This is a genomic window from Geodermatophilus arenarius (assembly GCF_042654585.1).
Classification (GTDB): Bacteria; Actinomycetota; Actinomycetes; order Mycobacteriales; family Geodermatophilaceae; genus Geodermatophilus; species Geodermatophilus arenarius.
Window position 1 is genome coordinate 45,572 of the sequence record NZ_JBHSGR010000019.1, and the last position, 24,560, is coordinate 70,131.

A 24,560-nucleotide genomic window follows, 5' to 3' on the forward strand; every position below is an offset into this window, starting at 1 on the left:
GCAGCACGGTCCGGGACCCCGGGTCCCCTCCCAGGAGCGGAGGGGGACCCGGGGTCCCGGTCCGTGCGGCGTCTCAGCCGGCGCGCAGCGCCGGGTAGTCGGTGTAGCCCTCGGCGCCGGACGCGTAGAACAGGTGCGGCCGGATCTCGTTCTCCGGGTGCTCGCCGGCCCAGCGCTCGACCAGGTCGGGGTTGGCGATGACCGCCCGGCCCACGGCGACGACGTCGGCGTGGGCGGCCTCGATGAGCGCGAGCGCCTCCTCGCGGGTGGTGACCGAACCGAAGCCGCTGTTGGCCATCAGGTGCCCGCCGAACCGGCTGCGCAGCTCCTGGACCAGGTCGCCGGCCGGCTCGCGGTGCAGCACGGAGAGGTAGGCCAGGCCCAGCGGGCGCAGCTGGTCGACCAGCGTGCCGTAGGTCGCGCGCACGTCCTCGCGGTCGGTCTCGAGGGCGTCCTGGATGTCGTGCTCCGGCGAGATGCGCAGCCCCACGCGGCCCGCGCCGATCGCCTCGGACACCGCGGTGACGACCTCCACCACCAGGCGGGCGCGGTTCTCCGGGGAGCCGCCGTACTCGTCGTCGCGGACGTTGGACGCCGGGGACAGGAACTCGTGCAGCAGGTAGCCGTTGGCGCCGTGGATCTCGACGCCGTCGAGGCCGGCCTCGACGGCGCGCTCGGCGGCGCGGACGAAGTCGCGGACGACCTGGCGCACCTCGTCGGTGGTCAGCGCGTGCGGCACCGGGTAGGGCTGCTTGCCCTTCTCGGTGTGCCCCTCGCCCTGGATGGCGATGGCGCTGGGGGCGACGACGCGGCGGCCGCCGTTGACGTCGGGGTGGGTCACGCGGCCGCCGTGCATCACCTGCACGACGATCCGGCCGCCGCGGGCGTGCACGGCGTCGGCGACGCGGCGCCAGCCGGCCACCTGCTCGTCGGTGACGATGCCGGGCTGGCCGACGAACGCCTGGCCCTCGTGGGTCGGGTAGGTGCCCTCGGTGACGATGAGGCCGATCGAGGCGCGCTGCGCGTAGTGCTCGACGACGAGGTCGCCGGGGACACCCTCCTTGCCGGATCGCATGCGGGTCAGCGGCGCCATGGCCACGCGGTTGGCGAGCTCGAGGTCGCCGAGCTTCACGGGAGAGAACAGGTCCACGGGTGTTCCGACACCCCGCGGGACCGGGCCATTCCGGGATGCGGGCGGCGTCACAGGCGGCGCTGTGCCCTCGGCCGGTGACCCGGCACGATGACGCCGTGTCCCTCCTGTCCGACGCCGTCGCGGGCTGGTCCCCGGGCCCGCTGACCGACGCCGCGCCGGTCCTGCCCGGACCCGCGGCCGCGTTCGCCGCCGTCCTCGACCGGCCCGCGCCGCCCCTCGCCGACGGCGACCCGCTGCCGCCGGGCTGGCACTGGTTCACCTTCCTCGACCGGCCGGCCACCGCCGACCTCGGCGACGACGGCCACCCCCGCGACGGGCACTTCCTCCCGCCGCTGCCGCACCGGCGCCGGATGATCGCCGGCGGGCGGATGGAGGTCGCCGCGCCGCTGCGGGTGGGCGCCGTCGTCGAGCGGACGTCGTCCCTGGCCCGGTGCGAGGTCAAGGCCGGCCGGAGCGGGGAGGTGCTGCTGGTCACCGTGCGCAGCGAGTACCGGGCGGACGGCGCGTTGCTGGTCACCGAGGAGCAGGACGTCGTCTACCGCTCCCAGGAGGCCGGCGCGTCCCCCGCCCCGGCGGGCGCCGGGTCGCCCGCCGTCGACGGCGACCACGTGGTCGAGGTGCTGCCCGACCCGCCGCTGCTGTTCCGGTTCAGCGCGCTGACCTACAACGCGCACCGCATCCACTACGACCAGCCCTACGCCACCGGCGTCGAGGGCCACCCCGGCCTCGTGGTGCACGGACCGCTGCTCGCCCTGCTGCTGCTCGAGGTGCCGCGCCGGCACACCCCGGACCGGTCCGTCACGTCGTTCGGCCACCGGCTGACCCGGCCGGCGTACGCGGGCACGCCGGTGCGGGCGACCGGCCGGCTCGACGGCGACCGGTTCGCGCTCACCGCGGCGGCGGTGGGGCAGCCGGCGTCGGTCACCGGGACCGCGGTGCTCGCGGAGGCCCGCCGGTGACCGCGCTGAGCCCGGAGGAGCGGGACGTCGTCGCCACCGTGCGCGCCTTCGTCGACCGCGAGGTCCGGCCGGTGGCGCGCGAGCTGGAGCACGCGGACGAGTACCCGGAGGCCCTGATCGGGCGGATGAAGGAGCTCGGCGTCTTCGGCCTGGCGATCCCGGAGCCGTGGGGCGGGGCGCCGGTGTCGATGCCCTGCTACGCGCTGGTCACCGCGGAGCTCGCGCGCGGGTGGATGTCGCTTGCCGGGGCGATGGGCGGGCACACCGTCGTCGCCGGGCTGCTGCGGGCGTTCGGGACGCGGGAGCAGCAGGACCGCTGGCTGCCGCGGATGGCCACCGGCGAGGTGCGCGCGACGATGGCGCTCACCGAGCCCGGCGGCGGGTCGGACCTGCAGGCGATGCGCACCGTCGCGCGGCGGGACGGCGAGGGCTGGGTCGTCGACGGCGCGAAGACGTGGATCACCAACGCGCGCCGGTCGCAGCTGGTGGCGCTGCTGTGCAAGACCGACCCGCAGGCGCAGCCGCGGCACCGCGGGGTGTCGGTGCTGCTGGTCGAGCACGGTCCCGGCCTGACCGTGTCGCGGGACCTGCCCAAGCTCGGCTACAAGGGCGTGGAGAGCTGCGAGCTGGTCTTCGACGGGTACCGGGCACCGGCCGACGCCGTCCTCGGCGGGGTGGAGGGCCGCGGGTTCGCGCAGATGATGACCGGGCTGGAGACCGGCCGGATCCAGGTGGCGGCGCGGGCGCTCGGCGTCGGGCAGGCGGCCTTCGACGACGCGCTGCGCTACGCCCAGGAGCGGGAGAGCTTCGGGCGCCCGATCTGGCGGCACCAGGCGGTGGGCAACCTGCTCGCCGACATGGCCACCTCGCTCACCGCCGCCCGCCAGCTGGTCCTGTACGCGGCCGAGCGCCACGAGTCGGGGCAGCGGTCGGACATGGAGGCCGGCATGGCCAAGCTGTTCGCGTCCGAGACGGCGATGAAGGTGGCGCTGGACGCCATCCGGGTGCACGGCGGGCACGGCTACTCCACGGAGTTCGACGTCGAGCGCTACTTCCGCGACGCCCCGCTCATGATCGTCGGCGAGGGCACCAACGAGATCCAGCGCGACGTCATCGCCCGCCAGCTCGTGGCCCGCGGCGGCCTGGACTGACGGCGCTCCCGCGGGACGCGAGCCGCGCCGCTCAGCGCGCGAGCAGGCGGCGGGTCTGGCGGGCCCGGGCGACCAGGGAGCCGTCGACGGCGCGCAGCTCGGCGTCGTCGACCGCGACGTCGGCGTCGGCCCAGGTGGTGACCTGGTCGATCCGCACCCACGCGCCGGTCCCCGGCGGCGGGCCGGCCAGGTGCGCGGTGAGCTCGACGGTCGGCATCACCGCCGGCGTGGTGCGGACGGCGAACAGCGACGGCGGCAGCGCGTCGAGCAGCACGCCGAGCTGGACCAGCGGCTCGAGGTCGCCGTCGATGCGCACCCACGCGGACAGCCGCGGCTCGGGCCCGCCGGCCAGCGGTCGGGAGGTGCCGAGCGCGCGGATCTCGGTGTGGTCGGCGATCGGCACGAACTCCCGCGGCAGCCGGAACGGGACGCCCTCGCGCACGGTCGGCCCGGGCGCCGGCGGGGCGCTCTCGGAGACCGGGGAGGCCGGGCGGGCCAGCGTGAGCACCTGGGCGACGGCGAGCACCCGGCCCCGCTGGCTCATCGTGGCCCGCACGCTGCCGGTGGTGCCGGTGCGGTCGGGGACGGCGTCGACCGCCGTCTCCACCCCCGGCTCCACCCCGGCGAGCAGGTGGGCGGTGACCGCCCGCGGCGCGGCGCCGGTGCGGTCCGCGGCGGCGGCCATCAGGTGCCCGGCCACCAGGCCGCCCTGCACGTGGGTGAACGACCGCCAGGACGGGTCGAAGACGAGCGGCGCCTCGAGAGCGACGACGGTCACGGGTCCCTCCTCCCGTCCCGGTTGGATTGTCCAACCGAGACGGGAGGACCGTACACCCGTGAGTACGGATGTCAAACCGTGGTGTCCGCGTCCTCCAGCGCGAAGGAGCCGGTGGCCACCTCGCCGGTGCGCCGGTGGGCGGTCATCACCGCGCCGGTCGAGGTGGTCGTCGAGGAGACCAGCTCCCAGGTGCGCGGCGCGGCGCCGCCCTCGAACAGCCGCTTGCCCGTGCCGAGGACCACCGGGAAGACGATGGTGCGCAGCTCGTCGACCAGGTCCTCCGCCAGCAGCGTCTGCACGAGCCCGATCGAGCCGTGCACCTGGAGCTCACCGCCGTCGGCGGCCTTGAGCTCCCGGACGGCGGCCGGCACGTCGGTGCCGAGCAGCCGGGCGGTGGACCACTCCAGCGAGGTCAGCGTCCGGGACGCGACGTGCTTGGTCTTCGTCTGCAGCGCCTGGGCCACCGGGTCACCGGTCGCGTCCACGTGCGGCCAGTGCGCGGCGAAGATCTCGTACGTCGTCCGGCCCAGGAGGAAGTCCTCGGCCGGACGGAACCAGGCGTCCATCTGCTCCCCCATCGCCTCGTCGGCGAAGGGCACCAGCCAGCCGCCGTAGGGGAAGCCGCCGGACGGGTCCTCCTGCGGCCCGCCGGGGGCCTGGGTGACGCCGTCGAGGGTCAGGAACGTGGTGACGGTGAGCGGGCGCATCGGTCTCTCCTCCGGGGTGGTGCGGTCGGAGGTGCAGACGGCGGGCGGCGCCGGGACTCATCGGTCCGGGTGAGTCCCGTCGGGCCCGCTCCAGTTGTGCACGACCGGCGCCGATGGGAGGTCGTCACCCCCACCGGACGAGGAGCACCCGATGACCCGTCAGCGCACCGACGCCGAGCAGCAGATCGCCGACCTGCTGCGGACGGCTCGCACGTCGCTGCACATGAGCGTGGCGTTCCTCAGCCGCCTGGACGGCACCACCCAGCACCTGGAGGTGGTCGACACCCGGGTGCCGGTGCTCGTGCGGGAGAAGGCGCAGATCGCCCAGGACACCTCGTTCTGCCAGGCGATCCTCGACGGGGAGCTGCCCGCCGTCATCGACGACGTGACGCGCTACCCGCTGGCGATGTCGCTGCCCTCGGCGCGCATCCCCCGCATCCGCAGCTACGTCTCGACGCCGGTCACGCTCTCCGACGGCAGCCTCTACGGCACCTTCTGCGCCTTCGGCTTCACCTCGGACAAGGAGCTCACCCGCCGCGACGAGGCGCTGATGCAGGTCCTCGCGTCGGCGGCGTCGGTGATCATCGAGCCCGAGGTCCGCGAGCGGCAGCGCCGCGACGACATCGACGGCCGGCTCGACCCGCTGGTCGCCGCGGGCGGCCCGGACGTCGTCCTGCAGCCGATCGTCGACCTGGTCACCGGCGCCCGCGTCGGCGCTGAGGCGCTCAGCCGCTTCCCCCGCGAGTGGGGCAAGGGGCCCGACGTCGTCTTCGAGGAGGCCCACAGCGTCGGCCGCGGCTCCGAGGTGGAGCTGCTCGCCCTCCGCGGCGCGGCCGCCCACCTGGACCGGGTCGGCGGCTACGTGGCGATGAACGTGTCCCCGCAGACCCTGCTCACCCCGGGGTTCGCCACGCTGCTCGGCGACCTGCCCCACGACCGCGTCCTGCTCGAGCTCTCCGAGCACGACCCGGTCGAGGACTACGACGCGCTCACCACCGCGCTGGTGCCCTTCCGCGCGGCCGGCATGCGGCTGGCCATCGACGACGTCGGCGCCGGCTTCTCCTCGCTCCGGCACATCGTGGTGACCGACCCCGACGTCATCAAGATGGACCGCAGCATCGTCAGCGGCCTGGACACCGACCCGGTGCTGTCCAAGCTGGTCGAGTCGCTGGTGACCTTCGGGCACGGCTGCGGCGTGACGGTGGTCGCCGAGGGCATCGAGACGGCGGAGGAGGCCGTCCGGCTGCGCGACCTGGGCGTCGACCTCGGCCAGGGCTGGTACTACGGCCGCCCCGGCCCGCCGGAGGCGCTGTCCCCGGTGGGCCCCGCCGTCCCCGCGCCCCGGGCCGCGGAGCACCAGCCCGCCTGACCCTCAGGCGCCGGGCGGCCGGCGCAGCGGGTGCGGCCGTCGAGCACGCCACCACCAAGGGCGCGGGCACCCCCGACGGGGGATGCGCGCGCGAGCAACCGGTCCCCCGAGCCGATGAAGGGGGGACAGAACCCTCCCGAGGAGATCGACCGTGCACGCATCCCGACGGCCGTCCCCGTCCGGCGGCACCCCGCGGACGGCGACGGTCTCCGTCACCCCCACCGCCCTCGACGGCCTGGCCCGCGCGGCCGTCCAGGCGACGGCGGCCCTCGTGCTCGTCTGCGACGGCGACGGGCGGGTCCTGCTGGCCAACCCCGCCTTCGAGCGCTTCACCGGCCGCAGCGCCGCCGAGCTGGTCGGCGTCCCGTTCTGGGAGGTGGTGACCCTCCCCGAGGAGGTCGAGCTGGCCCGCGCCGCGGTGGCGATGGTCCTGTCCGGCCGGCCGGCGATCCCCGGCGAGGTCGACTGGCGCACCGGCGACGGCCGGCAGCGCCGCGTCGAGCTGCAGACCAGCGTGCTGACCCGCGCCGACGGCACCCCCTACGCCGTCGCCTTCATCGGCATCGACGTCACCGCGCACCGCGAGCGGGAGGCGCAGGTGCGGCAGCAGGCGGTCACCGACCCGCTGACCGGCCTGGCCAACCGCAGCGCGCTGTTCGCCGTCCTCGCCGCCCGCCTGCACGTCGAGACCGGCGACGGGTGCAGCCTGGTCTTCTGCGACCTCGACGGCTTCAAGGCGGTCAACGACCGCTTCGGGCACGCGGCCGGTGACCGGCTGCTGGTCGCCGTCGCCGGGCGGCTGCGCGCGCTCGCCGGCCCGGACGACGTCGTCGCGCGCCTCGGCGGCGACGAGTTCGTCGTCGTCTCCCGGGGCATCGACCCCGGCGCGGCCGCCGCCCGGGCCCACCGGATCGAGGCGGCGGTGCGGGAGCCGTTCGACGTCGCCGACGGCGAGGTCCGGGTGGGCGTGAGCACCGGGACGGCGACCGGCGGCCCCGGCGACGACCCCGACACCGTCATGAACCGCGCCGACATGGCCATGTACGGCGTGAAGAGCGTCCGCCGCGGCCGGCGCTGACCTCCCGGCCGGGAACACCCCGTCCCGCGGCGGCGCTGTCGCCGGCATGCCCAAGACCTGGTTCATCACCGGCGCGTCCCGCGGCTTCGGCCGCGAGTGGGCGATCGCCGCCCTCGAGCGCGGCGACTCCGTCGCGGCCACCGCGCGGGACACCGCCGCCCTCGACGACCTCGTCGAGCGCTTCGGCGACGCCGTCCTGCCGCTGCGGCTCGACGTCACCGACCGCGAGGCCGGCGTCGCCGCCGTCCGGCAGGTCGCCGAGCGGTTCGGCCGCCTCGACGTCGTCGTGAACAACGCCGGCTACGGCCAGTTCGGGATGATCGAGGAGGTCTCCGAGGCCGAGGCCCGCGCCCAGTTCGAGACCAACCTGTTCGGCGCGCTGTGGATCACCCAGGCCGCGCTGCCGGTCATGCGGGCACAGGGCTCCGGGCACGTCCTGCAGGTCTCCTCGATCGGCGGCATCAGCGCCTTCCCGAACATCGGCGTCTACAACGCCTCCAAGTGGGCGCTCGAGGCGTTCAGCCAGTCGCTGGCCGCCGAGGTCGCCGACTTCGGGATCAGGGTGACGATCATCGAGCCGGGCGCCTACGGCACCGACTGGGGCGGCTCGTCGGCGAGGCACGCCGAGCCCCTCCCCGCCTACGACGCCTTCCGCGAGAAGGCCGCCGAGCAGCGGAGGGCCCGCGCCGGGAACCCGGGTGACCCCGTCGCCACCCGCGACGCCGTCCTGCAGCTCGTCGACGCCGACGAGCCGCCGCTGCGGGTGTTCCTCGGCGACGGCCCGCTCGCCATCGCCACCCGCGACTACGAGTCCCGGCTCGCCGAGTGGCGGCGCTGGGAGCCGCTGTCGGTCGCCGCGCACGGCCGGCGCGACTGACCTCCCCGGCCGGGGACGGACCGTCCGTCCCCGGCCGGCCCTAGGGTCCGCGGCGTGCCGACCGCGACCGCCGACGACGTCCTCGCGTACCGCGTCACCACCCAGCAGCTCGACCGCGACGCCGGGACGGCCGCCGACACCGCCGTCCTCGACCTCGGCGTCCAGGACACCGGGCCCGATGGCGGCCTGTGGGCGCTGGCGATCCGCGGCGTCGTGCCGGACGACGCGGAGCTGGCCACCGCGTGGACGCTGCGCGGCGCCCCGCACCTGTACCGCCGCGCCGACCTGCCCGCCGTCGCCGCGGTCACCGCGCCGTTCTCCGAGGCCGACGCCGCCAAGCGCGTCCACGACGCCGCGAGGCCGCTCAAGGCGGCCGGCATCCCCGTGCTCACCGCCCTGGACACCATCGCCGGGCGGATGCGCGAGATCGTGACCGCGCCGACGGTCAAGGGCGAGGTGTCGCGGGCGGTGTCCGACGCCCTGGCCCGCGACGACGACCCCGGTCCCTACAACCGGTACTGCCGCCCCTGCGACGCGGTACACCTCTACGAGCAGCCGTTCCGCCTGGCCGCGCTGCGGGCCGGCCTGGAGCTGCAGCCGGGCACCTCCCCGCCGGTGCTGCAGCCGGTGCCCGGCCTCGCGCCGCAGGACACCGTCCCCGACCGGCTCGACGTCGTCCGCGCGTACCTGCACCTGCTCGGGCCGGCGACGCCGCAGCACGTGGCCGGCTACCTCGACGCGCCGGTCGAGGACGTGAAGGCGCACTGGCCGGACGACGTCGTCGAGGTGGAGGTGGACGGGCAGCGCCGCTGGCTGCCGGCCGACGACGCCGGCCGGCTGGGTGCGCCGACGCCCCGGGGCGTACGCCTGCTCGGCCCCTTCGACCTGTTCCTGCAGGCCCGCGACCGCGGGACGCTGGTCCCCGACGCCGGCCACCGGAAGGCGATGTGGCCGGTGCTCGGCCGGCCCGGCGCGGTGCTCGCGGACGGCGGGATCGCCGGCGTCTGGCGGCCACGGACGGCCGGGAGGACGCTGACCGTCGCCGTCGAGCCGTGGACCCGCCTCTCCCCCGCCGCCCGGGCCGGGATCGAGGAGCAGGCAGAGCGGCTGGCCGCCTTCCGCGGCGTCCCGCTGAAGGCGGTGGAGACCGCCTGAGTCAGGCGGCGAGCAGGTCGTCGGCGGCGTCGCCGGCGGCGACCAGCCCCGCGTAGCGGCCACCGCGGGCCACGAGCTCCGCGTGCGTGCCGGACTCCACCACCCGGCCGGCCTCGAGGACGACGATCCGGTCGGCGTGCCGCACCGTGGACAGCCGGTGCGCGATCGTGATCGTCGTCCGGCCACGGCGCGCCTCGTCCAGCGCCGCCTGCACCGCCCGCTCGGTGGCGGTGTCCAGGGCGCTGGTGGCCTCGTCGAGCACCAGGACCCGCGGGTCGCGCAGCAGCGTGCGGGCGATGGCCAGCCGCTGCTTCTCCCCGCCGGAGAACCGGTGCCCGCGGGCGCCGACGACGGTGTCGTAGCCGTCGGGCAGCGCGGCGATCACGTCGTGCACCTGGGCGCGGCGGGCGGCGGCCTCGATCTCGGCGTCGGTCGCGGTGGGCCGGGCGTGCCGCAGGTTCTCCCGCACCGTGGCGTGCAGCAGGTACGTCTCCTGCGAGACGACGCCGACCACCTGCGCGAGCGTGGCCAGCCGCAGGTCGCGCAGGTCGACGCCGTCGATCGTCACGCGGCCGGCGGTCGGGTCGGCCAGCCGGGCGACCAGCGAGGCCATCGTCGACTTCCCCGAGCCGGTCTCGCCCACCAGCGCCAGCGTCGTGCCCGCGGGGACGGCGACGTCGACGCCGGCCAGCGCCGGGCGGGCGCCGTCGGGGTAGGTGAAGTCCACGCCCTCCCAGCGGACCTCGCCGCGCACCGCCGCCGGGTCCAGCTCGACCGGGGACGCCGGGTCGTCGATCTCCACCGGCAGGTCCAGGTACTCGAACACCCGGCTGAACAGCGCCATCGAGCTGGTGACCGAGACGCCGACGTCGAGCAGGCCCATGAGCGGGCGGAACAGCGTCCCCTGCAGCGCGGTGAAGGCGACCAGCGTGCCGATGGTCATGCCGCCCGAGGTCGCCGGCAGCCCGGCGAACAGGTAGACCAGCGCGGGGATCCCGGCGAACACGACGCTCATCGAGGCCATCCGCCAGCGGCCGGCCAGCTGCGAGCGCACCTCGAGGCCGACCAGGTCCGCCGACGTCGCGGCGAACCGGCGCGAGGCGGCGGGGCCGGCGCCGAGGGTCTTGCCCAGCAGCACGCCGCTCACGGACAGCCCCTCCTCGACCTGGCCGTGGAGGTCGGCGAGGTGCCGCTGTCGCTGGGCGGTGACCGCGCGGCGCATCCGCGCCACCTTGCGGGTCAGCGCGATCGCCGGCGGCAGCACGACCAGGGAGAGCAGGGACAGCCGCCAGGACAGCGCCACCATGGCGGCCACCGTGCCGACGACGGTGGTGGCGTTGGCCGCCAGCGACGTCGCCGTCGAGGTGACCACCGACTGCATGCCGCCGATGTCGTTCGTCAGCCGCGACTGCACCTCTCCCCCGCGGGTGCGGGTGAAGAAGCCCAGCGACTGGCGCTGCAGGTGGCTGAAGACGGCGGTGCGCAGGCCGTGCATGACCCGCTGCCCGACGGTCGTGGACAGCCACGTCTGCACGACGCCGAGGACGGCGGTCACCCCGGTGACGGCCACCATGCCGGCGACCGCCCGGACCAGCAGCCGCACGTCCTGCCGGGGCAGGGCCTCGTCGATGACCAGCCGGACGAGGAACGGCGTCGCCAGCGCGACGACCGAGGAGGCGACGATGAGCGCCACCACGGTCCCGACCTGCCAGCGGTACGGGCGGAACAGCGCCGCGACCCGGCGCAGCGAGACCGGCGCGCGCTCCAGCTGCGCCCGGTCCGCGGGATCGACGGTCCGCCCGGACCCGCCCCTCCCGCGTCCACTCCCCGTCTCCTCGATGGTGACCACCTCCGTGGTTGCTGAGGCTACCTCACGTTCCGGTAACCACACTGTCATCGGTAGCATTCCCCCGTGGACGACGAGGGCGTCGAGCTCGGCGAGCTGGTGATGCGCGCCGCCCGCACCCAGCGCCGGCGCTGGCGGGACGTCCTGGCCCCGTGGGCGCTGTCCCCTCACCAGGCGCGGGCCCTGCGCGTGGTGGTCCTCCAGGAGGGCGTGCGGCTGTCCGACCTGGCCGAGGCGCTGCACATCGCGCCCCGCTCGGCGACCGAGGTGGCCGACGCCCTGCAGGAGCGGGGCCTGGTGGAGCGCACGCCGGACCCGACCGACCGCCGCGCCGTGCTGCTGCGGGCGACCGCCGACGGGCGCCGGGTGCAGGGCGAGGTGGACGCCGCCCGCCGCGCGGACACCCGTGAGCTGTTCGCCCGGCTGTCCGCCGCCGAGCGCGCGGAGCTGGCCCGCCTGCTGCGCGCCGTCGCGGAGTGAACGGTCCACCGCTCGACGGACCCCGCGGGGCGTCCGGCGGTGCCACGATCGGGCGCATGGGCGAGCCGGTGCGGGCCGAGGAACTGCGGGTCTCCGACGTCGAGCGGAGGGCGGTGCAGGACCGGCTGCACCGGGCGGTCGGCGCCGGCCAGCTCGACCTGCACGAGTTCGACGAGCGGGTGGCGGCGGTCTGGGCCGCCCGCACCCGCGGCGAGCTGGAGCGGACCACCCGCGACCTGCCCGAGCCGCCGTCCCCGCCGCCCCCGGCGCCGCGGCACCGGGTGTTCTCCGACACCGGCGGCGGGACGGCGATGCGGGTGCTCACCACCGTGTGGGCGGCCGCGGTGGCGGTGAACGTCGTCGTCTGGCTGCTGGTCTCCCTCGGCAACGGCGACCCCGCCTACCCGTGGTTCATCTGGTTCGCCCCGTCCGGGGCGGTCCTCGCCGTCCTCTACGCCACCGGGATCGGCCGGCCCAGGGGATAGGGCTCCTCCGGCCCCGCCCGGAGGCTCGCCGCGGGCCTGCGAGCGACGACAGGGACGGTGTCCCTCACCGCTCCGAGCGGCGGCGCTGGCGGGTCTTGGCGCCGTACATCGCGCGGTCGGCCCGGGCGATGACCTCGTCCGGCGCGGCGCCGGGCCGGCCCAGCGCCCCGCCGACGCTGACGCCGACCACCACCGGGCCGGCCGCGGTGGGCACCGGCGCGCCGACCCGCTCGCGCACCGCGGCGGCGAGGTCGTCGAGCGCGGTCTCGTCGCAGCCGGGGCGCAGGACCACGAACTCGTCCCCGCCGAACCGGGCGACGACCCCGTCGGGTCCGGCCTCCGCACACAGCCGGGCGGCGACCTCGACCAGCACCGCGTCGCCCACGGCGTGCCCGTGCACGTCGTTGACCACCTTGAACCCGTCGAGGTCGCAGAACAGGACCCCGCAGTCGCGGTCGGCCGCCGGCTCCAGGCGGGCGGTCAGCTCCTCGAAGAACGCGCCCCGGTTGAGGATCCCGGTGAGCCGGTCGGTGCGCGCCCGCTCCGACAGCACCGCCTCCCGCCGCCGCTGGTCGGTCACGTCGATGCCGACGCACGCGACCGCGTAGGGGCGGCCGTCGGCGCCGGTGAGCACGTTGTTCTGCATCGAGATCAGGCGGCGGGTGCCGTCCGCGGTCAGCCAGTCGCCCTCCTGCGGGAACGCCCGGCCGGTGGCGACGGCCCGCCCGACGGCGTCCACGGCCAGGGCGCGGTGCTCCGGCACCACCCACACGTCGGCGAACGAGCGTCCCACCAGCTCGTCGAGGGTCCGCCCGGTGAACCGCTGCAGCGCCGGGTTGGCGAGCAGGATGCGGCCCTCCCCGTCCACGACGCAGACGAGGGCGTCGGTGCCCTCCACAAACTCGTGCGCCAGCCGGGCGTCCACCCGGTCGCTACCGGACCCCGGAGGAGCCGTCCCCGCAGCCGCCGTGCACCCCGGGCCCCTCCCTCCCCGCGCCGGCGGGACCGGGCGCCCCGCACAGGCGATCACAACACGACCTGCCGACAACCGTCGATCGGTACGGTCCCGGACCGTCCGGTTCCGCGACCGCCCCGGATCGCTCACCGTCCCCCGACACGGTCTCCCGACCCGCCGCGCGTCCCTTCCCGCCGAGATCCCTCAGCGCTAAGGTATCGACCCATGGCAGCGGCGCGCCGGGTGCGGATCGGGATCGACACCGGGGGCACGTTCACCGACGTCGTCGCCGTCGACGAGGAGACCGGCCGGACGACGACCACCAAGACGCCGTCCACCCCGGCCGACCCCGCCGAGGGCTTCCTGGCCGGCGTCCGCAAGGTGCTCGGCCTCATGGGCCTGGACGGCTCCGCGGTGACGGCGGTCAGCCACGGGACGACGGTCGCCACCAACCAGCTGCTCGAGGGCCGGCTCGACCGGATCGGGTTCGTCACCACCGAGGGCTACGAGTCGGTGCTCGAGATCGCCCGCCAGTCGGTGCCCGACGGCTACGGCAACAGCTACTTCTGGGTCAAGCCGCCGCGGATCGTCCCGGCCGACCTGGTGCGCACCGTGCGCGGGCGGCTGGACCACACCGGCGCCGAGGTCCGGCCGTTCGACGAGGACGACGCCCGCGCCGCCGCCCGCTTCTTCCGCGACGCCGGCATCACCACCATCGGCGTCTGCTTCCTGCACGCCTACGCGGACGACGCCCACGAGCGCCGCATGCTCGACGTGATCCGCGAGGAGCACCCGGACGCCGTCGTCAGCATCAGCTCGCAGGTGCTGCGCGAGTACCGCGAGTACGAGCGCTCGGTGACCACGCTCGTCGACGCCGCCGTGAAGCCGAGGGTCGGCGCCTACGTCACCAACATCCGCACCCGGCTCGACGAGATCGCGCCGGGCGTGCCCTTCTACGTCATGAAGAGCAACGGCGGCGTGCTGTCGGCCGGCGAGGTCGTGCACCAGCCGATCACCACGATGCTGTCCGGCCCCGCGGCCGGCGCCCTGGGTGCCGCGCTCATCGCCGGGACGGCGGGCTTCGACCGGGTGCTCACCTGCGACGGCGGCGGCACCTCCACCGACGTCACGGTGGTCGTCGACGGCGAGCCGGCGCTGACCACCGAGGGCTCGGTCGGCGACTACCCGAGCAAGATCCCGATGATCGACGTCGTCACCGTCGGCGCGGGCGGCGGCTCGATCGCCTGGCTGTCGCCCGAGGGCACGCTCAAGGTCGGCCCGAGGTCGGCCGGCGCCGACCCCGGCCCGATGTGCTACCCCGGTGGCGGCGACCAGCCCACGGTGACCGACGCCCACGTCGTCCTCGGCCGGATCCCCCCGCACCTGCTCGGCGGCGAGATCCCGCTGTCGGTCGAGGCCGCGCGCGAGGGCCTCCAGCGGCTCGGCGGGAAGCTCGACATGGACCTCGAGCGCACCGCGACCGGGATCCTGGAGATCTCCGCCTGGAACCAGGCCAACGCGCTGCGCCAGGTGACCGTCGCCAGGGGCCTCGACGTCCGCGACTTCACGCTCACCACGTTCGGCGGCTCGGGCTCGCTGCTGGCCTGCCGGCTCATGGACGTCCTCAACCTGCCCCGCACGCTGGTGCCGCCGAACCCGGGCAACGTCAGCGCGTTCGGCCTGCTCACCGTCGACGTCCGCAACGACTACGTGCAGACCGTCGTCTCCAAGCACCTCGACCTGGACCTGGCGCGCGTGCAGGCGGTCTTCGGCGACCTCGAGGCGCAGGCGCGGACCGCCCTGGACGGCGAGGGCTTCGGGCGCGACCAGCAGCGGATGCAGCGGACCGCCGACCTGCGCTACGTGGGCCAGGCGTTCGAGGTCCGCGTCCCGGTGGCCGACGGCGAGCTCGACCGCGCCGCCGCGGAGGACGTCGCGCAGGCCTTCCACGCCGCGCACCGCCGGCTCTACGGCTACGACTTCGCCGACGACCCGCGCCAGGCCGTCGAGTGGGTCAACCTGCGCGTCAGCGGCATCGGGCCGATCCGCCGCCCGGACATCGTCCGGCTGCCCGAGCGGGAGGGCGGGACGGACCGGGCCGTCACGGGGTCGCGCCGCGTGTTCTTCGACGACTGGGTGGACACCCCGACCTACGACCGCACCCGGCTGGGCGCCGGCGACGTGGTCAGCGGCCCGGCGATCGTCGAGGAGTTCGGCTCCACCGTCCCGGTCCACCCCGGCTTCGCCGCCACCGTCGACGCCTACGGCAACCTGCTGCTCACCAAGGAGTCGGACCGATGAGCCTCAAGAACGGCACGGTCGAGGCCGACCCGGTCCTCGTCGAGATCGTCGCCGGCACGCTGGCCGCGATCGAGAAGGAGGTCGAGACCTCCATCGGGCGCACGTCGCGCTCGCCGATGATCCGCGACGCCCACGACTTCCGCGCCGGCATCCACGACCGGCAGCTGCGCAAGCTCACCGGCCGCTCGTACTCGGCGCTCGTGCACCCGGTGGTGCGCGACTACCCGATCGAGACCATGAACGTCGGTGACGTCTTCTTCCACAACGACGTCTACCTGTCCGAGGGCGGGATCGGCCACCTGCCCGACCTGTGCGTGACCGTCCCGGTGTTCGCGGCCTCCCCGGAGACCGGCGAGCCCCGGGTGGTCGCCTTCATCCAGGCGTTCGGCCACCACGACGACATCGGCGGCGCGGTGCCCGGCTCCATGCCGAGCGCGGCCACCAGCGTGTACGAGGAGGGCCTGATGGTCCCCCCGATCAAGCTGTGGGACCGCGGCGTGCCGAACGAGTCGGCCCTGAAGATCATGACCCGCAACTCGCGGATGCCCGACTCGCTGGCCGCCGACCTCGACGCCGAGTGCTCCGCGTGCCTGGCCGGCGCCCGGCGCCTGGGCGAGCTGTTCGACCGGTACGGCGTGGCCGCCGTCGAGGCCTGCTTCGACGCGATCCTGGCCAACTCCACCGAGGTGTACCGGCGGGAGATCCTGTCGCAGATCCCCGACGGCACCTACGTCTGGGAGGACTACGCCGAGCACGACGGCGTCGAGGAGCCCAAGCTCCACCGCCAGCGGATCACGCTGACCATGGACTCCACGCGGGAGACCCCGCTGGTCATCGACTTCACCGGCACCGGCCCGCAGGCCAAGGGCCCGATCAACCACTGCGGCGACTACGCCGACGGCAACTTCCTCAAGAAGTGGCTGGCGCCGATCCTGCGCAACCTCGCCGAGACGCCCGAGCGGATGGCCGAGCTCGACGTCAACGAGGGCGTCGTCCCGCTGATCGAGATGCGCTTCCCCGAGAAGGGCACGCTGCTCACGCCGGTCTTCCCGGCGCCCACCAACGCGCGGACGTTCGTCATCCTGCGGCTGCTCGGCGTGCTGGCCGGCGTGCTGGCCAAGGCCACCGGCGGCCGGATGCCCGCCGACCAGGAGACGATCCGCTACACCGGCGTCTACGGCACCGACCTCGACGGCAACCCCTACCTCATGCGCGAGGTGCTCGGCGGCGGCTCGGGCGGGCGGTACTACGCCGACGGCGAGGACACCATCCACGTCGTCCCGGACTCGCGGAACCTGCCGACCGAGTTCACCGAGTCCCGCTTCCCGCTGCGGGTCGAGCGGCTGGGCCTGGCGCTGGACTCCGGCGGCCCGGGCCGGTACCGCGGCGGCTGCGGCTACGAGAAGCACATCCGGGTGCTGCGCGACGCGCACTTCATGTCGATCGCCGACCGCTCGATCCTGTCCTGCTGGGGCGTCAACGGCGGTCGCGCGGGACGGCCGTTCCAGGTGACCGTCGACCCCGGCGGCCCCGACGAGCACGACGTCGACGCGCTGGCCGACGCCGAACCGCTGCCGGCCGGCACGGTGGTGCGGATCCGCACCACCGGCGGCGGCGGCTGGGGCGACCCGCTGGACCGGCCGGTGGAGGAGGTCCTCCGCGACGTCGCCTGGCGCAAGGTGAGCGTCTCCGGCGCCCGCGAGGACTACGGCGTGGTCGTGCTCGAGGACGGGTCGGCCGACGAGGCTGCCACCGCCGTGCTGCGGGACGAGATGCGCGCGGCCCGCACCGGGGACGAGCCGTTCTTCGACCGCGGCCCCGGCTACGCGCTGCTCTCCGGCGGCGCGACGTCCAACGAGTTCGACGTCCTGTAGGCCGTGCTCCGGGTGGCGGGAACGGCCGTTCCCGCCACCCGGACCGGTCAGGTGACGGGGTCGGTGCTGCCGGCGCCCGGCTTGGCGCTGTCGCCGGTCTGGCCCTCGTCGCCCTGCGTGGAGGTGTCCTCCTCGACGCCCTCCGGCCGGATCGGCGTCTCCTCCAGCACCTGCTCCTCGGCCTGCTCGCGGTCGGTGCCCGGCACCTCGGTCATGGTCGGCCTCCCTGGTCGTCGTCGCGTGCCGGTCCCCTACCCCGCCACCGCCCGGGCAGGCGCGGGTTCGCCGCCGGTGAACGGGGCGCGCAGGGCCGCGGCGGTGGCCTCGTCGGCGGGGAGGAACGCCTCGACCGACAGCTCGGCCGCGGTGAGGTCGACGGCGGTGCCGAAGGTGGTCACCGTGCTGAGGAAGGACAGCACCGTGTCGCCGGCGCGGATCCGCAGCGGGACGGCGATGCCGTCGGGCGTCGAGCGGTCGGTGCCGCCGGGGAGCGCGGCCAGCTCGCGGTGCAGCGCGGCGAGCTGCGGATCGCCGGTCAGGTGCGCCTCGCGGCCCAGCCGGTGCAGGACGTGCGCCCGCCACTGCGGCAGGTTGGCGATCCGCAACGCCAGCCCCTCGGGGTGCAGGCTCAGCCGCAGCACGTTGACCGGCGGCTCGAGCAGGTGCGCGGCGGCGCCGTCGAGCAGCGGCGCCACGCTCGCGTTCGCGGTCACCAGCTCCCACGACCGGTCGACCACCAGCGCCGGGAAGGGCTCGTAGGCGGCGAGCACGAGGTCCAGCGCCCGGGTGACGGCGGCCATGTCCGGGGAGTCCAGGCCCCGGCGGCCGTAGGCGGGGGCGAAGCCGGCGGCCAGCAGCAGGTCGTTGCGCTCGCGCAGCGGCACCTCCAGCCGCTCGGCCAGCCGCAGCACCATCTCCCGGCTCGGCCGCGACCGGCCGGTCTCCAGGAAGCTCAGGTGCCGGGCGGAGACCCCGGCGTCGTTGGCCAGGTCCAGCTGGGACAGCCGGCGGCGCTGCCGCCAGCCGCGCAGCAGCTCCCCGACGTCCGGGCGCACCGCGGTGGTCACGGCGCGGACGCTAGCGACGACCGCGCCCCGCGTCGCCTACCCGCGAGGTAATCGACGCCCTTCCCCGGGAGCGCCACGGTCGTCGCCATGACGAACACCGCCATGACAACGACCGTTCCCACCCGCCGTCCCCTCGACCTGCTCCGCGTGGCGCTGCGCCTGGACGCCGTCGTCACCGGCGCCAACGGCCTGGCCTACCTGGCCGCCGCGCCGCTGCTGTCCGACCTGCTCGGCGTCCCCGCCGGGGCGCTGCGCGGGCTGGGCGCCTTCCTCGCCGTCTTCGCCGCCGGGGTCGCGCTCGTCGCCGCCCGCCCGCGCGTCCCGCGGGGCGCCGCGGAGGTCGTCGTCGGCGCCAACGCGCTGTGGGCCGCCGGCAGTGTCGTCGCCGTCGTCGCCGGCCGCTTCGACCTCACCGCCGCGGGGACGGTCTGGGTGCTCCTCCAGGCCGCCGTCGTCGCCGGGTTCGCCGCCCTGCAGCTCACCGCCCTCCGCACCCGCTGACCCCACGAGAAGGAGACCACCGTGACCGCCACGCCCGACCTCGCCGACCGCTACCTCGCCGCCTGGAACGCGACCGACCCCGCCGCGCGGCGGGCGCTGGTCGAGGCGCTGTTTACCGAGGACGTCACCTACACCGACCCGCTGGCCGACGTCGCCGGCCGCGACGGACTGGACGCGACCATCGCCGCCGTCCAGGCACAGTTCCCGGGCTTCGTCTTCCGGCTCGCCGGCCCCGCCGACGCCCACCACGGCCAGGTGCGTTTCACGTGGCACCTCGGTCCGGAGGGCGCCGAGCCGCCGGTCACCGGGTTCGACGTCGCCGTGACCGACGGGGACGGCCGCATCCGCACCGTGCTCGGCTTCCTCGACCGCGTGCCCTGATCTCGCGAGGGACTCAGCGCCGCCGCTGCCACCAGCGGCGGCGCTGCGGCGTGGGCGGCACCTGGGCGGCCGGCGGCTCGGGCGCCGGCGGCGGGCGGTCGCGGCGCCAGCCCTCGACCAGCGCGTCGACGTCCGCCAGGCCCGGCACCGGCGACCAGCGGCTCTCCGCCGGCCGCCGCCAGAAGGCCTCGACCCGGGCGTTGTAGTCCTCGGCGACGGCGCGCACGGCGTCCTCCGACGGCAGCGCGGCCACCCGCGCGGGCAGTTCGTCGCGCTCCCGGCGCAGCGCCAGGCCCGGCGGCAGCATGTCCGCCGGCGCCACGCCCTCGCGGCGGGCCTTGGCCACCGCCCAGTCGTAGGCGGTCTCGTTCGGGTCGAAGGCCGGCAGCGGCCTGCCGGCGCCGCGCAGCCCGGTGAAGTCGCCGCGGTCCTGGGCCTGGCCGATCTGCCGCTCGACCCAGGTCTCGAACGACACCCCGGGCGGCTTCCGCTGGGTCACCCCACCACCTCCGCCTCCATGCTCCGCCTCTGGGAGGCTGCCGCGCATGCGGACGACGGGCAGCCGGGAGGTCTACCGCAACCCGTGGATCCGGGTGCGCGAGGACACCGTGGAGCGGGTGGACGGCTCCACCGGCGTCTACTCCGTCGTCGAGAAACCGGACTTCGCCGTCGTCATCGCGGCCGAGCGGGACGGCTTCTGGCTGGTCGAGCAGTTCCGCCACCCGGTGGGCCGCCGGGCCTGGGAGTTCCCCCAGGGCACCTGGACGGCCGGCAGCAGCGGGACGGCCGAGGAGCTGGCCCGCGCCGAGCTGGCCGAGGAGACCGGGCTGCGGGCCGGCCGGCTCGAGCACCTGGGCCACGCGGACCTCGCGCCGGGGCTGTCCACCCAGGAGTTCGACGTCTGGCTCGCCACCGACCTCACGCCCGGCCCGACCGCCCGCGAGGTGACCGAGGCCGACATGGTGGCGGCGTTCACGCCGGAGGCCGAGCTGCGGGCGATGGTCCGCGACGGCCGGTTCACCGACGGCCCCTCGCTCGCCGCCTGGGCCCTGCTCCTGCTCCGCCGCAGCTGACCCCGGCCCCGCTGCCGGGGCCCGCCGCGGGCGTGCGAGCGGTGGGGGGCGGCGGGGTCCTCCGTCAGGCGGCGCGGAGGGAGCGCAGGGCGGGGGTGACGCGGGCGAGCTCGTCGAGCATCGCCTTGCCGCCGGCCTCGAGCTCGGCGTTGGGCACGAACTCGTCCTGGTCGTCGAGGAACTGCGCGAAGAACGGCACGGAGATCGCCTCGGGGACGGTGTGCAGCCGCAGCGCGCCGAGCACCGGCTTGACCGCCGACGACGCCCGCAGGCCCGCCGAGACGCCGCCGTAGGTGACCAGCGCGGCCGCCTTGTCGGCCCACTCGACCGACAGGTAGTCCAGGGCGTTCTTGAGCGACGCCGGGAAGGAGTGGTTGTACTCCGGGGTCACGAAGACGAACGCGTCGGCGCGGGACACCGTCGCGCTCCAGTCCTTCGTGTGCTGGTGGGTGTACCGCTGCAGCCGCGGGTGGTCGGGCTCGTCGAACACCGGCAGGCCCACCTCGGCGAGGTCGACCAGCTCGACGTCGAAGCCGCCGTGCTCCTGCGCGAGGCGCTGCACCCAGCGGGCGACGGCGATGCCCCGGCGGCCGGGACGGGTGCTGGCGGCGATGACCTGCAGGACGGGACGGGACACCGGGACCTCCGGGACGACGACGGGACCGACTCGTTGAAGACTCAACCGTTGTGGCGGTCAACCGCTTCCGCCCTCGTGGGTGACGAGCACCGCACCGACTCGACCCTCACGTGAGGGGAGGGTGCTGGCAGGATCGTTGCAGAGTGCACCGGCCCGACGACGCGCGCGCGTGCCCGCCCCAGCGCCCGCCTGCCCGAACGGACCCGATGTCCTCCCCTGCCCTGCGCCCGTCCCGTCCCGCCTGGCTGACCTCGGCCCGCGTCGCCCGCACCGAGGTGCTGGCCGGTCTCGTCGTCGCCCTGGCGCTCATCCCCGAGGCGATCAGCTTCTCGCTCCTCGCCGGCGTCGACCCGCAGGTGGGCCTGTTCGCCTCGTTCACCATGGCCGTCGTCATCGCGTTCACCGGCGGCCGGCCCGCGATGATCAGCGCGGCCACCGGGGCGGTCGCCCTCGTCGTCGCCCCGCTCGTGCACGACCACGGCCTGCCGTACCTGCTCGCCGCCGTCGTCCTGGGCGGGGTGTTCCAGGTGCTGCTGGCGGTGGCGGGCGTGGCCCGGCTCATGCGCTTCGTGCCGCGCAGCGTGATGGTCGGCTTCGTCAACGCGCTGGCGATCCTCATCTTCGCCGCCCAGGTGCCGCACCTGGTCGGCGTGCCGTGGCTGGTGTACCCGCTGGTCGCCGCCGGCCTGGCGGTCATCGTGCTGCTGCCGCGGCTGACCACGGCCGTCCCGGCGCCGCTGGTGGCGATCGTGCTGCTCACCGCGGTCACCGTGCTGGCCGGCTGGGACCTGCCCGACGTCGGGGACGAGGGCGCCCTGCCCGACAGCCTGCCCGGGTTCGCGCTGCCCGACGTGCCGCTGACCTGGGAGACGCTGCGGATCGTCGCGCCCTACGCGCTGGGCGTCGCCTTCGTCGGGCTCATGGAGTCGCTCATGACGGCGCGCCTGGTCGACGACCTCACCGACACCCGCTCGGACAAGACCCGCGAGTCGTGGGGCCAGGGCGTGGCCAACGTCGTCACCGGCCTGTTCGGCGGGATGGGCGGCTGCGCGATGATCGGCCAGACGATGATCAACGTGCGCTCCGGCGCCCGCACCCGGCTGTCGACCTTCCTGGCCGGGGCTCTGCTGCTCGTGCTGGTCGTCGTCCTCGGTGACGTCGTCGCGGTGATCCCCATGGCCGCGCTGGTCGCCGTCATGGTCTTCGTCTCCGCGGCCACCTTCGACTGGCACAGCCTCCGCACGCTGCCGCGGATGCCGCGCAGCGAGACGGCGGTCATGCTCGCGACCGTGGCCGTCGTCCTCGCCACGTCCAACCTGGCGATCGGCGTGGGCGTCGGGGTGCTCGTGGCGTGCGTGCTGTTCGCCCGCCGGGTGGCCCACCTGGTGCGGGTCACCCCGGATACCGCGCCCGACGGCACCCGGGTGTACCGCGTCTCCGGCGCGCTGTTCTTCGCCTCCAGCAACGACCTGCTCGACCAGTTCGACGTCGCCGGCGACCCGGACCGCGTCGTCGTCGACCTCTCCGCCGCCTCGGTCTGGGACGCCTCCACCGTGGCCACCCTCGACGCGCTCACCCAGCGGTACGCCGGGCACGGCAAGACCGTGGAGATCACCGGGCTGGACCCCCACTCGGCGGCCCGCTACGAGCGGCACTCGGGGCAGCTGGCCGGGGCGCACTGATGGGACGGCTGCTGCAGATCGGTCAGGTGGCCGAGCGGACCGGGCTGAGCCTGCGCACCATCCGCTTCTACGAGGAGAGCGGCCTGGTGCTGCCCTCCGGCCGCACCGAGGGCGGCTTCCGGCTCTACGGCGAGGACGCCGTGGCCCGGCTGGAGGTGGTCAAGCGGATGAAGCCGCTGGGTCTCACCCTCGACGAGGTGCGCGAGCTGCTCACCCTGCTCGACGACCTCGCCGCCCGGCCCGGGGACACGGTGCTCACCGGCCGGCTGCGGGTGTTCCACGAGGCCGCCCTCGCGCGGGTGGAGGCGCTGCGGGCCGAGCTCGCCGTCGCCGAGGACTTCGCCGGCACGCTGGCCGCCCGGCTGGAGGCCACCCGGTAGGGCGTTACCCGATCGTGCCTGGACGGCGGGACCCCGGCCGTGCCGCCGCCCGGAGCCGTCGCGCAGGGTGGCGACCCACCCTGAACGGGTGAGTTCGCAGCTCAGGGGCCTGCGCCGGGGGCGCGCACCCCCGACGCTGTCCCGGTGCCGCTCTCCGCTCCCGGGCTGCCGGACCTGCCGCCGGACCTCGCCGGGCCGGTCGCCGTGGAGCTGGCCAGGCCGGTGCGGGACCTCCCGGTCGCGTCCGCGCTGCCCGGCGGCTGCCGCTACGAGCCCAAGTGGGACGGCTACCGGCTGGTGGTCGTCCGCGGCCGCGCCGGCACCCGGCTGTGGTCCAAGCAGGGCCGTGACCTCACCGACCGCTTCCCCGACCTCGCCGCGGCCGCGCTCGCCCAGGTCCCGGCCGGGACGGTCCTCGACGGCGAGGCCGTCGTCTGGAACGGCGAGCGGCTGGACTTCGGGCTGCTGCAGCGCCGGATGGTGACCGCCCCCTCCCGGATGGCCGCCCTGGCCGCCGCGCACCCCGCCTCCTACGTCGCCTTCGACCTGCTCGCCGCCGGCAGCTCCGACCAGCGCCGCCGGCCGTTCCGCAGCCGCCGCGCCGCCCTCGAGGAGCTCGCGCGGCGGTGGGCGCCGCCGTTGCAGCTCTCGCCGGTCACCGCCGACCCGGAGGAGGCCCGCGGCTGGGCCGCGGACCTGCGCCCGCTCGGCGTCGAGGGCCTGGTCGCCAAGGGTGCGGCCACCCGGTACGCGGGCGGGCGCCGCGAGTGGCTGAAGGTCAAGTCCTGGGAGACGACGGAGGTGCTCGCCGGCGGCGTCATCGGGCCGGTCGACCGCCCGAGCCAGCTGGTCGCCGGCCGCTGGCGGGACGGGGAGCTGGTCGTCGTCGGCCGCACCGGTCCCCTCTCCCCCGCGCAGTCGGCGGAGCTGGCCGCCGTCCTCACCCCCGCCGGCGACGACCACCCCTGGCCCGAGCGGATCGGCACCGGCCGCTTCGGCGGCGGGCGGCTGTCGGTGGCACTCACCCGCGTGCAGCCGACGGCCGTCGTCGAGGTCAGCGCGGACGCCGCGCTCACCGCCGGGGTGTTCCGGCACCCGCTGCGCTACGTCCGGGTCCGCCCCGACCTGCGCCCCGCGGACGTGCCGCCCGCGGGCTAGGGCCGCTGCGGCACCCGGCCCAGCGTGACGAGGAACCGGCGCAGCAGGCAGGCCAGCTGCGCGAGCTCGTCCTCGGACAGCCCGGCCAGCAGGCCGCGCTCGGTCTCCAGGTGGTCGGGCAGGGCCGCGTCCAGCGCCGCCCGCCCGGCGTCGGTGAGCGTGACGACGACGGCCCGCCCGTCGGCCTCGCTGCGGGTGCGGGTGATCAGCCCCTTCTCCTCCAGCCGGTCCAGCCGCTGGGTGATCGCCCCGGAGGTGACCAGCGCGGTGCGCATCAGCGCCGTCGGCGTCAGCTGGTAGGGCTCCCCGGCCCGCCGGAGCGCGGCGAGGACGTCGAAGGACGGCGCGTCGAGGCCGTGCCGGGCGAAGGTCGCGCGCTGGGCGAGGTGGACCTCCCGCTGCAGCTGGGTGATCCGGCCGATGACCCCCATCGGCGAGCAGTCGAGGTCGGGACGCTCCCGGGCCCACTGCTCGAGGATGAGGTCGACCGCGTCCTCCACGCAGGTACCTCAG

26 protein-coding genes are annotated in these 24,560 nt (G+C 75.6%); 16 read left to right on the plus strand and 10 right to left on the minus strand.

The window, feature by feature from the left end:
• Window positions 1-73: 73 nt before the first annotated feature.
• Window positions 74-1,150: an alkene reductase gene (locus ACFO3M_RS16685; protein WP_387991171.1), complete on the minus strand. Its 1,077-nt coding sequence runs from the start codon at window positions 1,148-1,150 to the stop codon at window positions 74-76.
• A gap of 98 nt (window positions 1,151-1,248) precedes the next feature.
• Between ACFO3M_RS16685 and ACFO3M_RS16690 the strand changes: the two genes are divergently transcribed.
• Entirely contained in the window at window positions 1,249-2,112 is an 864-nt protein-coding gene (locus ACFO3M_RS16690; RefSeq protein WP_387991173.1) for an HTD2 family dehydratase, read from the plus strand.
• Complete coding sequence (locus ACFO3M_RS16695) at window positions 2,109-3,263, plus strand: acyl-CoA dehydrogenase family protein (RefSeq protein ID WP_387991176.1); 1,155 nt, start codon at window positions 2,109-2,111, stop codon at window positions 3,261-3,263. The genes ACFO3M_RS16690 and ACFO3M_RS16695 overlap by 4 nt, the downstream gene beginning before the upstream one ends.
• 31 nt (window positions 3,264-3,294) lie before the next feature.
• On the opposite strand, the gene ACFO3M_RS16700 is transcribed toward ACFO3M_RS16695, so the two are convergent.
• Window positions 3,295-4,041 (minus strand): thioesterase family protein, encoded by a 747-nt coding sequence (locus ACFO3M_RS16700; RefSeq protein WP_387991179.1) that lies wholly within the window; start codon window positions 4,039-4,041, stop codon window positions 3,295-3,297.
• A gap of 71 nt (window positions 4,042-4,112) precedes the next feature.
• Entirely contained in the window at window positions 4,113-4,748 is a 636-nt protein-coding gene (locus tag ACFO3M_RS16705) for a dihydrofolate reductase family protein (RefSeq protein ID WP_387991182.1), read from the minus strand.
• A 151-nt stretch (window positions 4,749-4,899) separates the two neighbouring features.
• Here ACFO3M_RS16705 and ACFO3M_RS16710 point away from each other — a divergent pair, with 151 nt between their 5' ends.
• From ACFO3M_RS16710 to ACFO3M_RS16725, 4 genes are all read left to right on the plus strand, one after another.
• Window positions 4,900-6,117: an EAL domain-containing protein gene (locus ACFO3M_RS16710; protein WP_387991184.1), complete on the plus strand. Its 1,218-nt coding sequence runs from the start codon at window positions 4,900-4,902 to the stop codon at window positions 6,115-6,117.
• A 151-nt stretch (window positions 6,118-6,268) separates the two neighbouring features.
• Window positions 6,269-7,195, plus strand: a complete 927-nt coding sequence (locus tag ACFO3M_RS16715; protein WP_387991187.1) for a diguanylate cyclase domain-containing protein — start codon at window positions 6,269-6,271, stop codon at window positions 7,193-7,195.
• A gap of 46 nt (window positions 7,196-7,241) precedes the next feature.
• A complete protein-coding gene (locus ACFO3M_RS16720) occupies window positions 7,242-8,072 on the plus strand; it encodes an SDR family oxidoreductase (protein ID WP_387991190.1) in 831 nt (276 codons plus the stop codon).
• Between the two features lie 54 nt (window positions 8,073-8,126).
• Window positions 8,127-9,227 carry a winged helix DNA-binding domain-containing protein gene (locus tag ACFO3M_RS16725; RefSeq protein ID WP_387991193.1) on the plus strand — a complete coding sequence of 367 codons (1,101 nt, stop codon included), beginning with the start codon at window positions 8,127-8,129 and terminating at the stop codon, window positions 9,225-9,227.
• 1 nt (window position 9,228) lies between these two features.
• Here ACFO3M_RS16725 and ACFO3M_RS16730 read toward each other — a convergent pair whose 3' ends face one another.
• Window positions 9,229-11,076 carry an ABC transporter ATP-binding protein gene (locus ACFO3M_RS16730; RefSeq protein ID WP_387991196.1) on the minus strand — a complete coding sequence of 616 codons (1,848 nt, stop codon included), beginning with the start codon at window positions 11,074-11,076 and terminating at the stop codon, window positions 9,229-9,231.
• 63 nt (window positions 11,077-11,139) lie between these two features.
• On the opposite strand from ACFO3M_RS16730, the gene ACFO3M_RS16735 reads away from it, so the two are divergent.
• Both ACFO3M_RS16735 and ACFO3M_RS16740 read left to right on the plus strand, forming a co-directional pair.
• On the plus strand, window positions 11,140-11,553 hold the full coding sequence (locus tag ACFO3M_RS16735) for a MarR family winged helix-turn-helix transcriptional regulator (protein ID WP_387991199.1): 414 nt from the start codon (window positions 11,140-11,142) through the stop codon (window positions 11,551-11,553).
• A 56-nt stretch (window positions 11,554-11,609) separates the two neighbouring features.
• Complete coding sequence (locus ACFO3M_RS16740) at window positions 11,610-12,038, plus strand: DUF1707 SHOCT-like domain-containing protein (RefSeq protein WP_387991202.1); 429 nt, start codon at window positions 11,610-11,612, stop codon at window positions 12,036-12,038.
• 64 nt (window positions 12,039-12,102) lie between these two features.
• Here the strand turns inward: ACFO3M_RS16740 and ACFO3M_RS16745 are convergent, their stop codons facing one another.
• Window positions 12,103-12,963 carry a GGDEF domain-containing protein gene (locus tag ACFO3M_RS16745; protein WP_387991205.1) on the minus strand — a complete coding sequence of 287 codons (861 nt, stop codon included), beginning with the start codon at window positions 12,961-12,963 and terminating at the stop codon, window positions 12,103-12,105.
• A gap of 255 nt (window positions 12,964-13,218) precedes the next feature.
• Here ACFO3M_RS16745 and ACFO3M_RS16750 point away from each other — a divergent pair, with 255 nt between their 5' ends.
• On the plus strand, window positions 13,219-15,294 hold the full coding sequence (locus ACFO3M_RS16750; RefSeq protein WP_387991208.1) for a hydantoinase/oxoprolinase family protein: 2,076 nt from the start codon (window positions 13,219-13,221) through the stop codon (window positions 15,292-15,294).
• Window positions 15,291-17,168, plus strand: coding sequence for a hydantoinase B/oxoprolinase family protein (locus tag ACFO3M_RS16755; protein WP_387991210.1), 1,878 nt, complete (start codon window positions 15,291-15,293; stop codon window positions 17,166-17,168). Before ACFO3M_RS16750 ends, ACFO3M_RS16755 begins: the two co-directional genes overlap by 4 nt.
• 47 nt (window positions 17,169-17,215) lie before the next feature.
• On the opposite strand, the gene ACFO3M_RS16760 is transcribed toward ACFO3M_RS16755, so the two are convergent.
• Both ACFO3M_RS16760 and ACFO3M_RS16765 read right to left on the minus strand, forming a co-directional pair.
• The gene (locus ACFO3M_RS16760) at window positions 17,216-17,383 is read right to left on the minus strand and encodes a hypothetical protein (RefSeq protein ID WP_387991213.1); all 168 of its coding nucleotides are present in this window, start codon (window positions 17,381-17,383) and stop codon (window positions 17,216-17,218) included.
• 36 nt (window positions 17,384-17,419) lie between these two features.
• Window positions 17,420-18,235 carry a helix-turn-helix domain-containing protein gene (locus ACFO3M_RS16765; RefSeq protein WP_387991216.1) on the minus strand — a complete coding sequence of 272 codons (816 nt, stop codon included), beginning with the start codon at window positions 18,233-18,235 and terminating at the stop codon, window positions 17,420-17,422.
• A 102-nt stretch (window positions 18,236-18,337) separates the two neighbouring features.
• Between ACFO3M_RS16765 and ACFO3M_RS16770 the strand changes: the two genes are divergently transcribed.
• Together ACFO3M_RS16770 and ACFO3M_RS16775 are read left to right on the plus strand one after the other, a co-directional pair.
• Complete coding sequence (locus tag ACFO3M_RS16770) at window positions 18,338-18,736, plus strand: hypothetical protein (protein ID WP_387991218.1); 399 nt, start codon at window positions 18,338-18,340, stop codon at window positions 18,734-18,736.
• 21 nt (window positions 18,737-18,757) lie between these two features.
• Window positions 18,758-19,117: a nuclear transport factor 2 family protein gene (locus ACFO3M_RS16775; protein ID WP_387991221.1), complete on the plus strand. Its 360-nt coding sequence runs from the start codon at window positions 18,758-18,760 to the stop codon at window positions 19,115-19,117.
• A gap of 13 nt (window positions 19,118-19,130) precedes the next feature.
• Here the strand turns inward: ACFO3M_RS16775 and ACFO3M_RS16780 are convergent, their stop codons facing one another.
• Window positions 19,131-19,616, minus strand: a complete 486-nt coding sequence (locus ACFO3M_RS16780) for a DnaJ family domain-containing protein (RefSeq protein WP_387991224.1) — start codon at window positions 19,614-19,616, stop codon at window positions 19,131-19,133.
• A 46-nt stretch (window positions 19,617-19,662) separates the two neighbouring features.
• On the opposite strand from ACFO3M_RS16780, the gene ACFO3M_RS16785 reads away from it, so the two are divergent.
• Window positions 19,663-20,190 carry an NUDIX domain-containing protein gene (locus tag ACFO3M_RS16785; RefSeq protein ID WP_387991226.1) on the plus strand — a complete coding sequence of 176 codons (528 nt, stop codon included), beginning with the start codon at window positions 19,663-19,665 and terminating at the stop codon, window positions 20,188-20,190.
• 64 nt (window positions 20,191-20,254) lie between these two features.
• On the opposite strand, the gene ACFO3M_RS16790 is transcribed toward ACFO3M_RS16785, so the two are convergent.
• Window positions 20,255-20,827: an NADPH-dependent FMN reductase gene (locus tag ACFO3M_RS16790; RefSeq protein ID WP_387991229.1), complete on the minus strand. Its 573-nt coding sequence runs from the start codon at window positions 20,825-20,827 to the stop codon at window positions 20,255-20,257.
• 206 nt (window positions 20,828-21,033) lie between these two features.
• On the opposite strand from ACFO3M_RS16790, the gene ACFO3M_RS16795 reads away from it, so the two are divergent.
• The 3 genes from ACFO3M_RS16795 (at window position 21,034) to ACFO3M_RS16805 (ending at window position 24,047) form a co-directional block, all read left to right on the plus strand.
• Entirely contained in the window at window positions 21,034-22,509 is a 1,476-nt protein-coding gene (locus ACFO3M_RS16795) for a SulP family inorganic anion transporter (protein WP_387991232.1), read from the plus strand.
• Complete coding sequence (locus ACFO3M_RS16800; RefSeq protein ID WP_387991235.1) at window positions 22,509-22,889, plus strand: MerR family transcriptional regulator; 381 nt, start codon at window positions 22,509-22,511, stop codon at window positions 22,887-22,889. The genes ACFO3M_RS16795 and ACFO3M_RS16800 overlap by 1 nt, the downstream gene beginning before the upstream one ends.
• Window positions 22,890-23,033: 144 nt before the next feature.
• On the plus strand, window positions 23,034-24,047 hold the full coding sequence (locus ACFO3M_RS16805) for an ATP-dependent DNA ligase (RefSeq protein ID WP_387991238.1): 1,014 nt from the start codon (window positions 23,034-23,036) through the stop codon (window positions 24,045-24,047).
• Here ACFO3M_RS16805 and ACFO3M_RS16810 read toward each other — a convergent pair.
• Window positions 24,044-24,547, minus strand: a complete 504-nt coding sequence (locus ACFO3M_RS16810) for a MarR family winged helix-turn-helix transcriptional regulator (RefSeq protein ID WP_387991241.1) — start codon at window positions 24,545-24,547, stop codon at window positions 24,044-24,046. The two genes, ACFO3M_RS16805 and ACFO3M_RS16810, sit on opposite strands and share 4 nt — an antisense overlap.
• Window positions 24,548-24,560 lie beyond the last annotated feature (13 nt).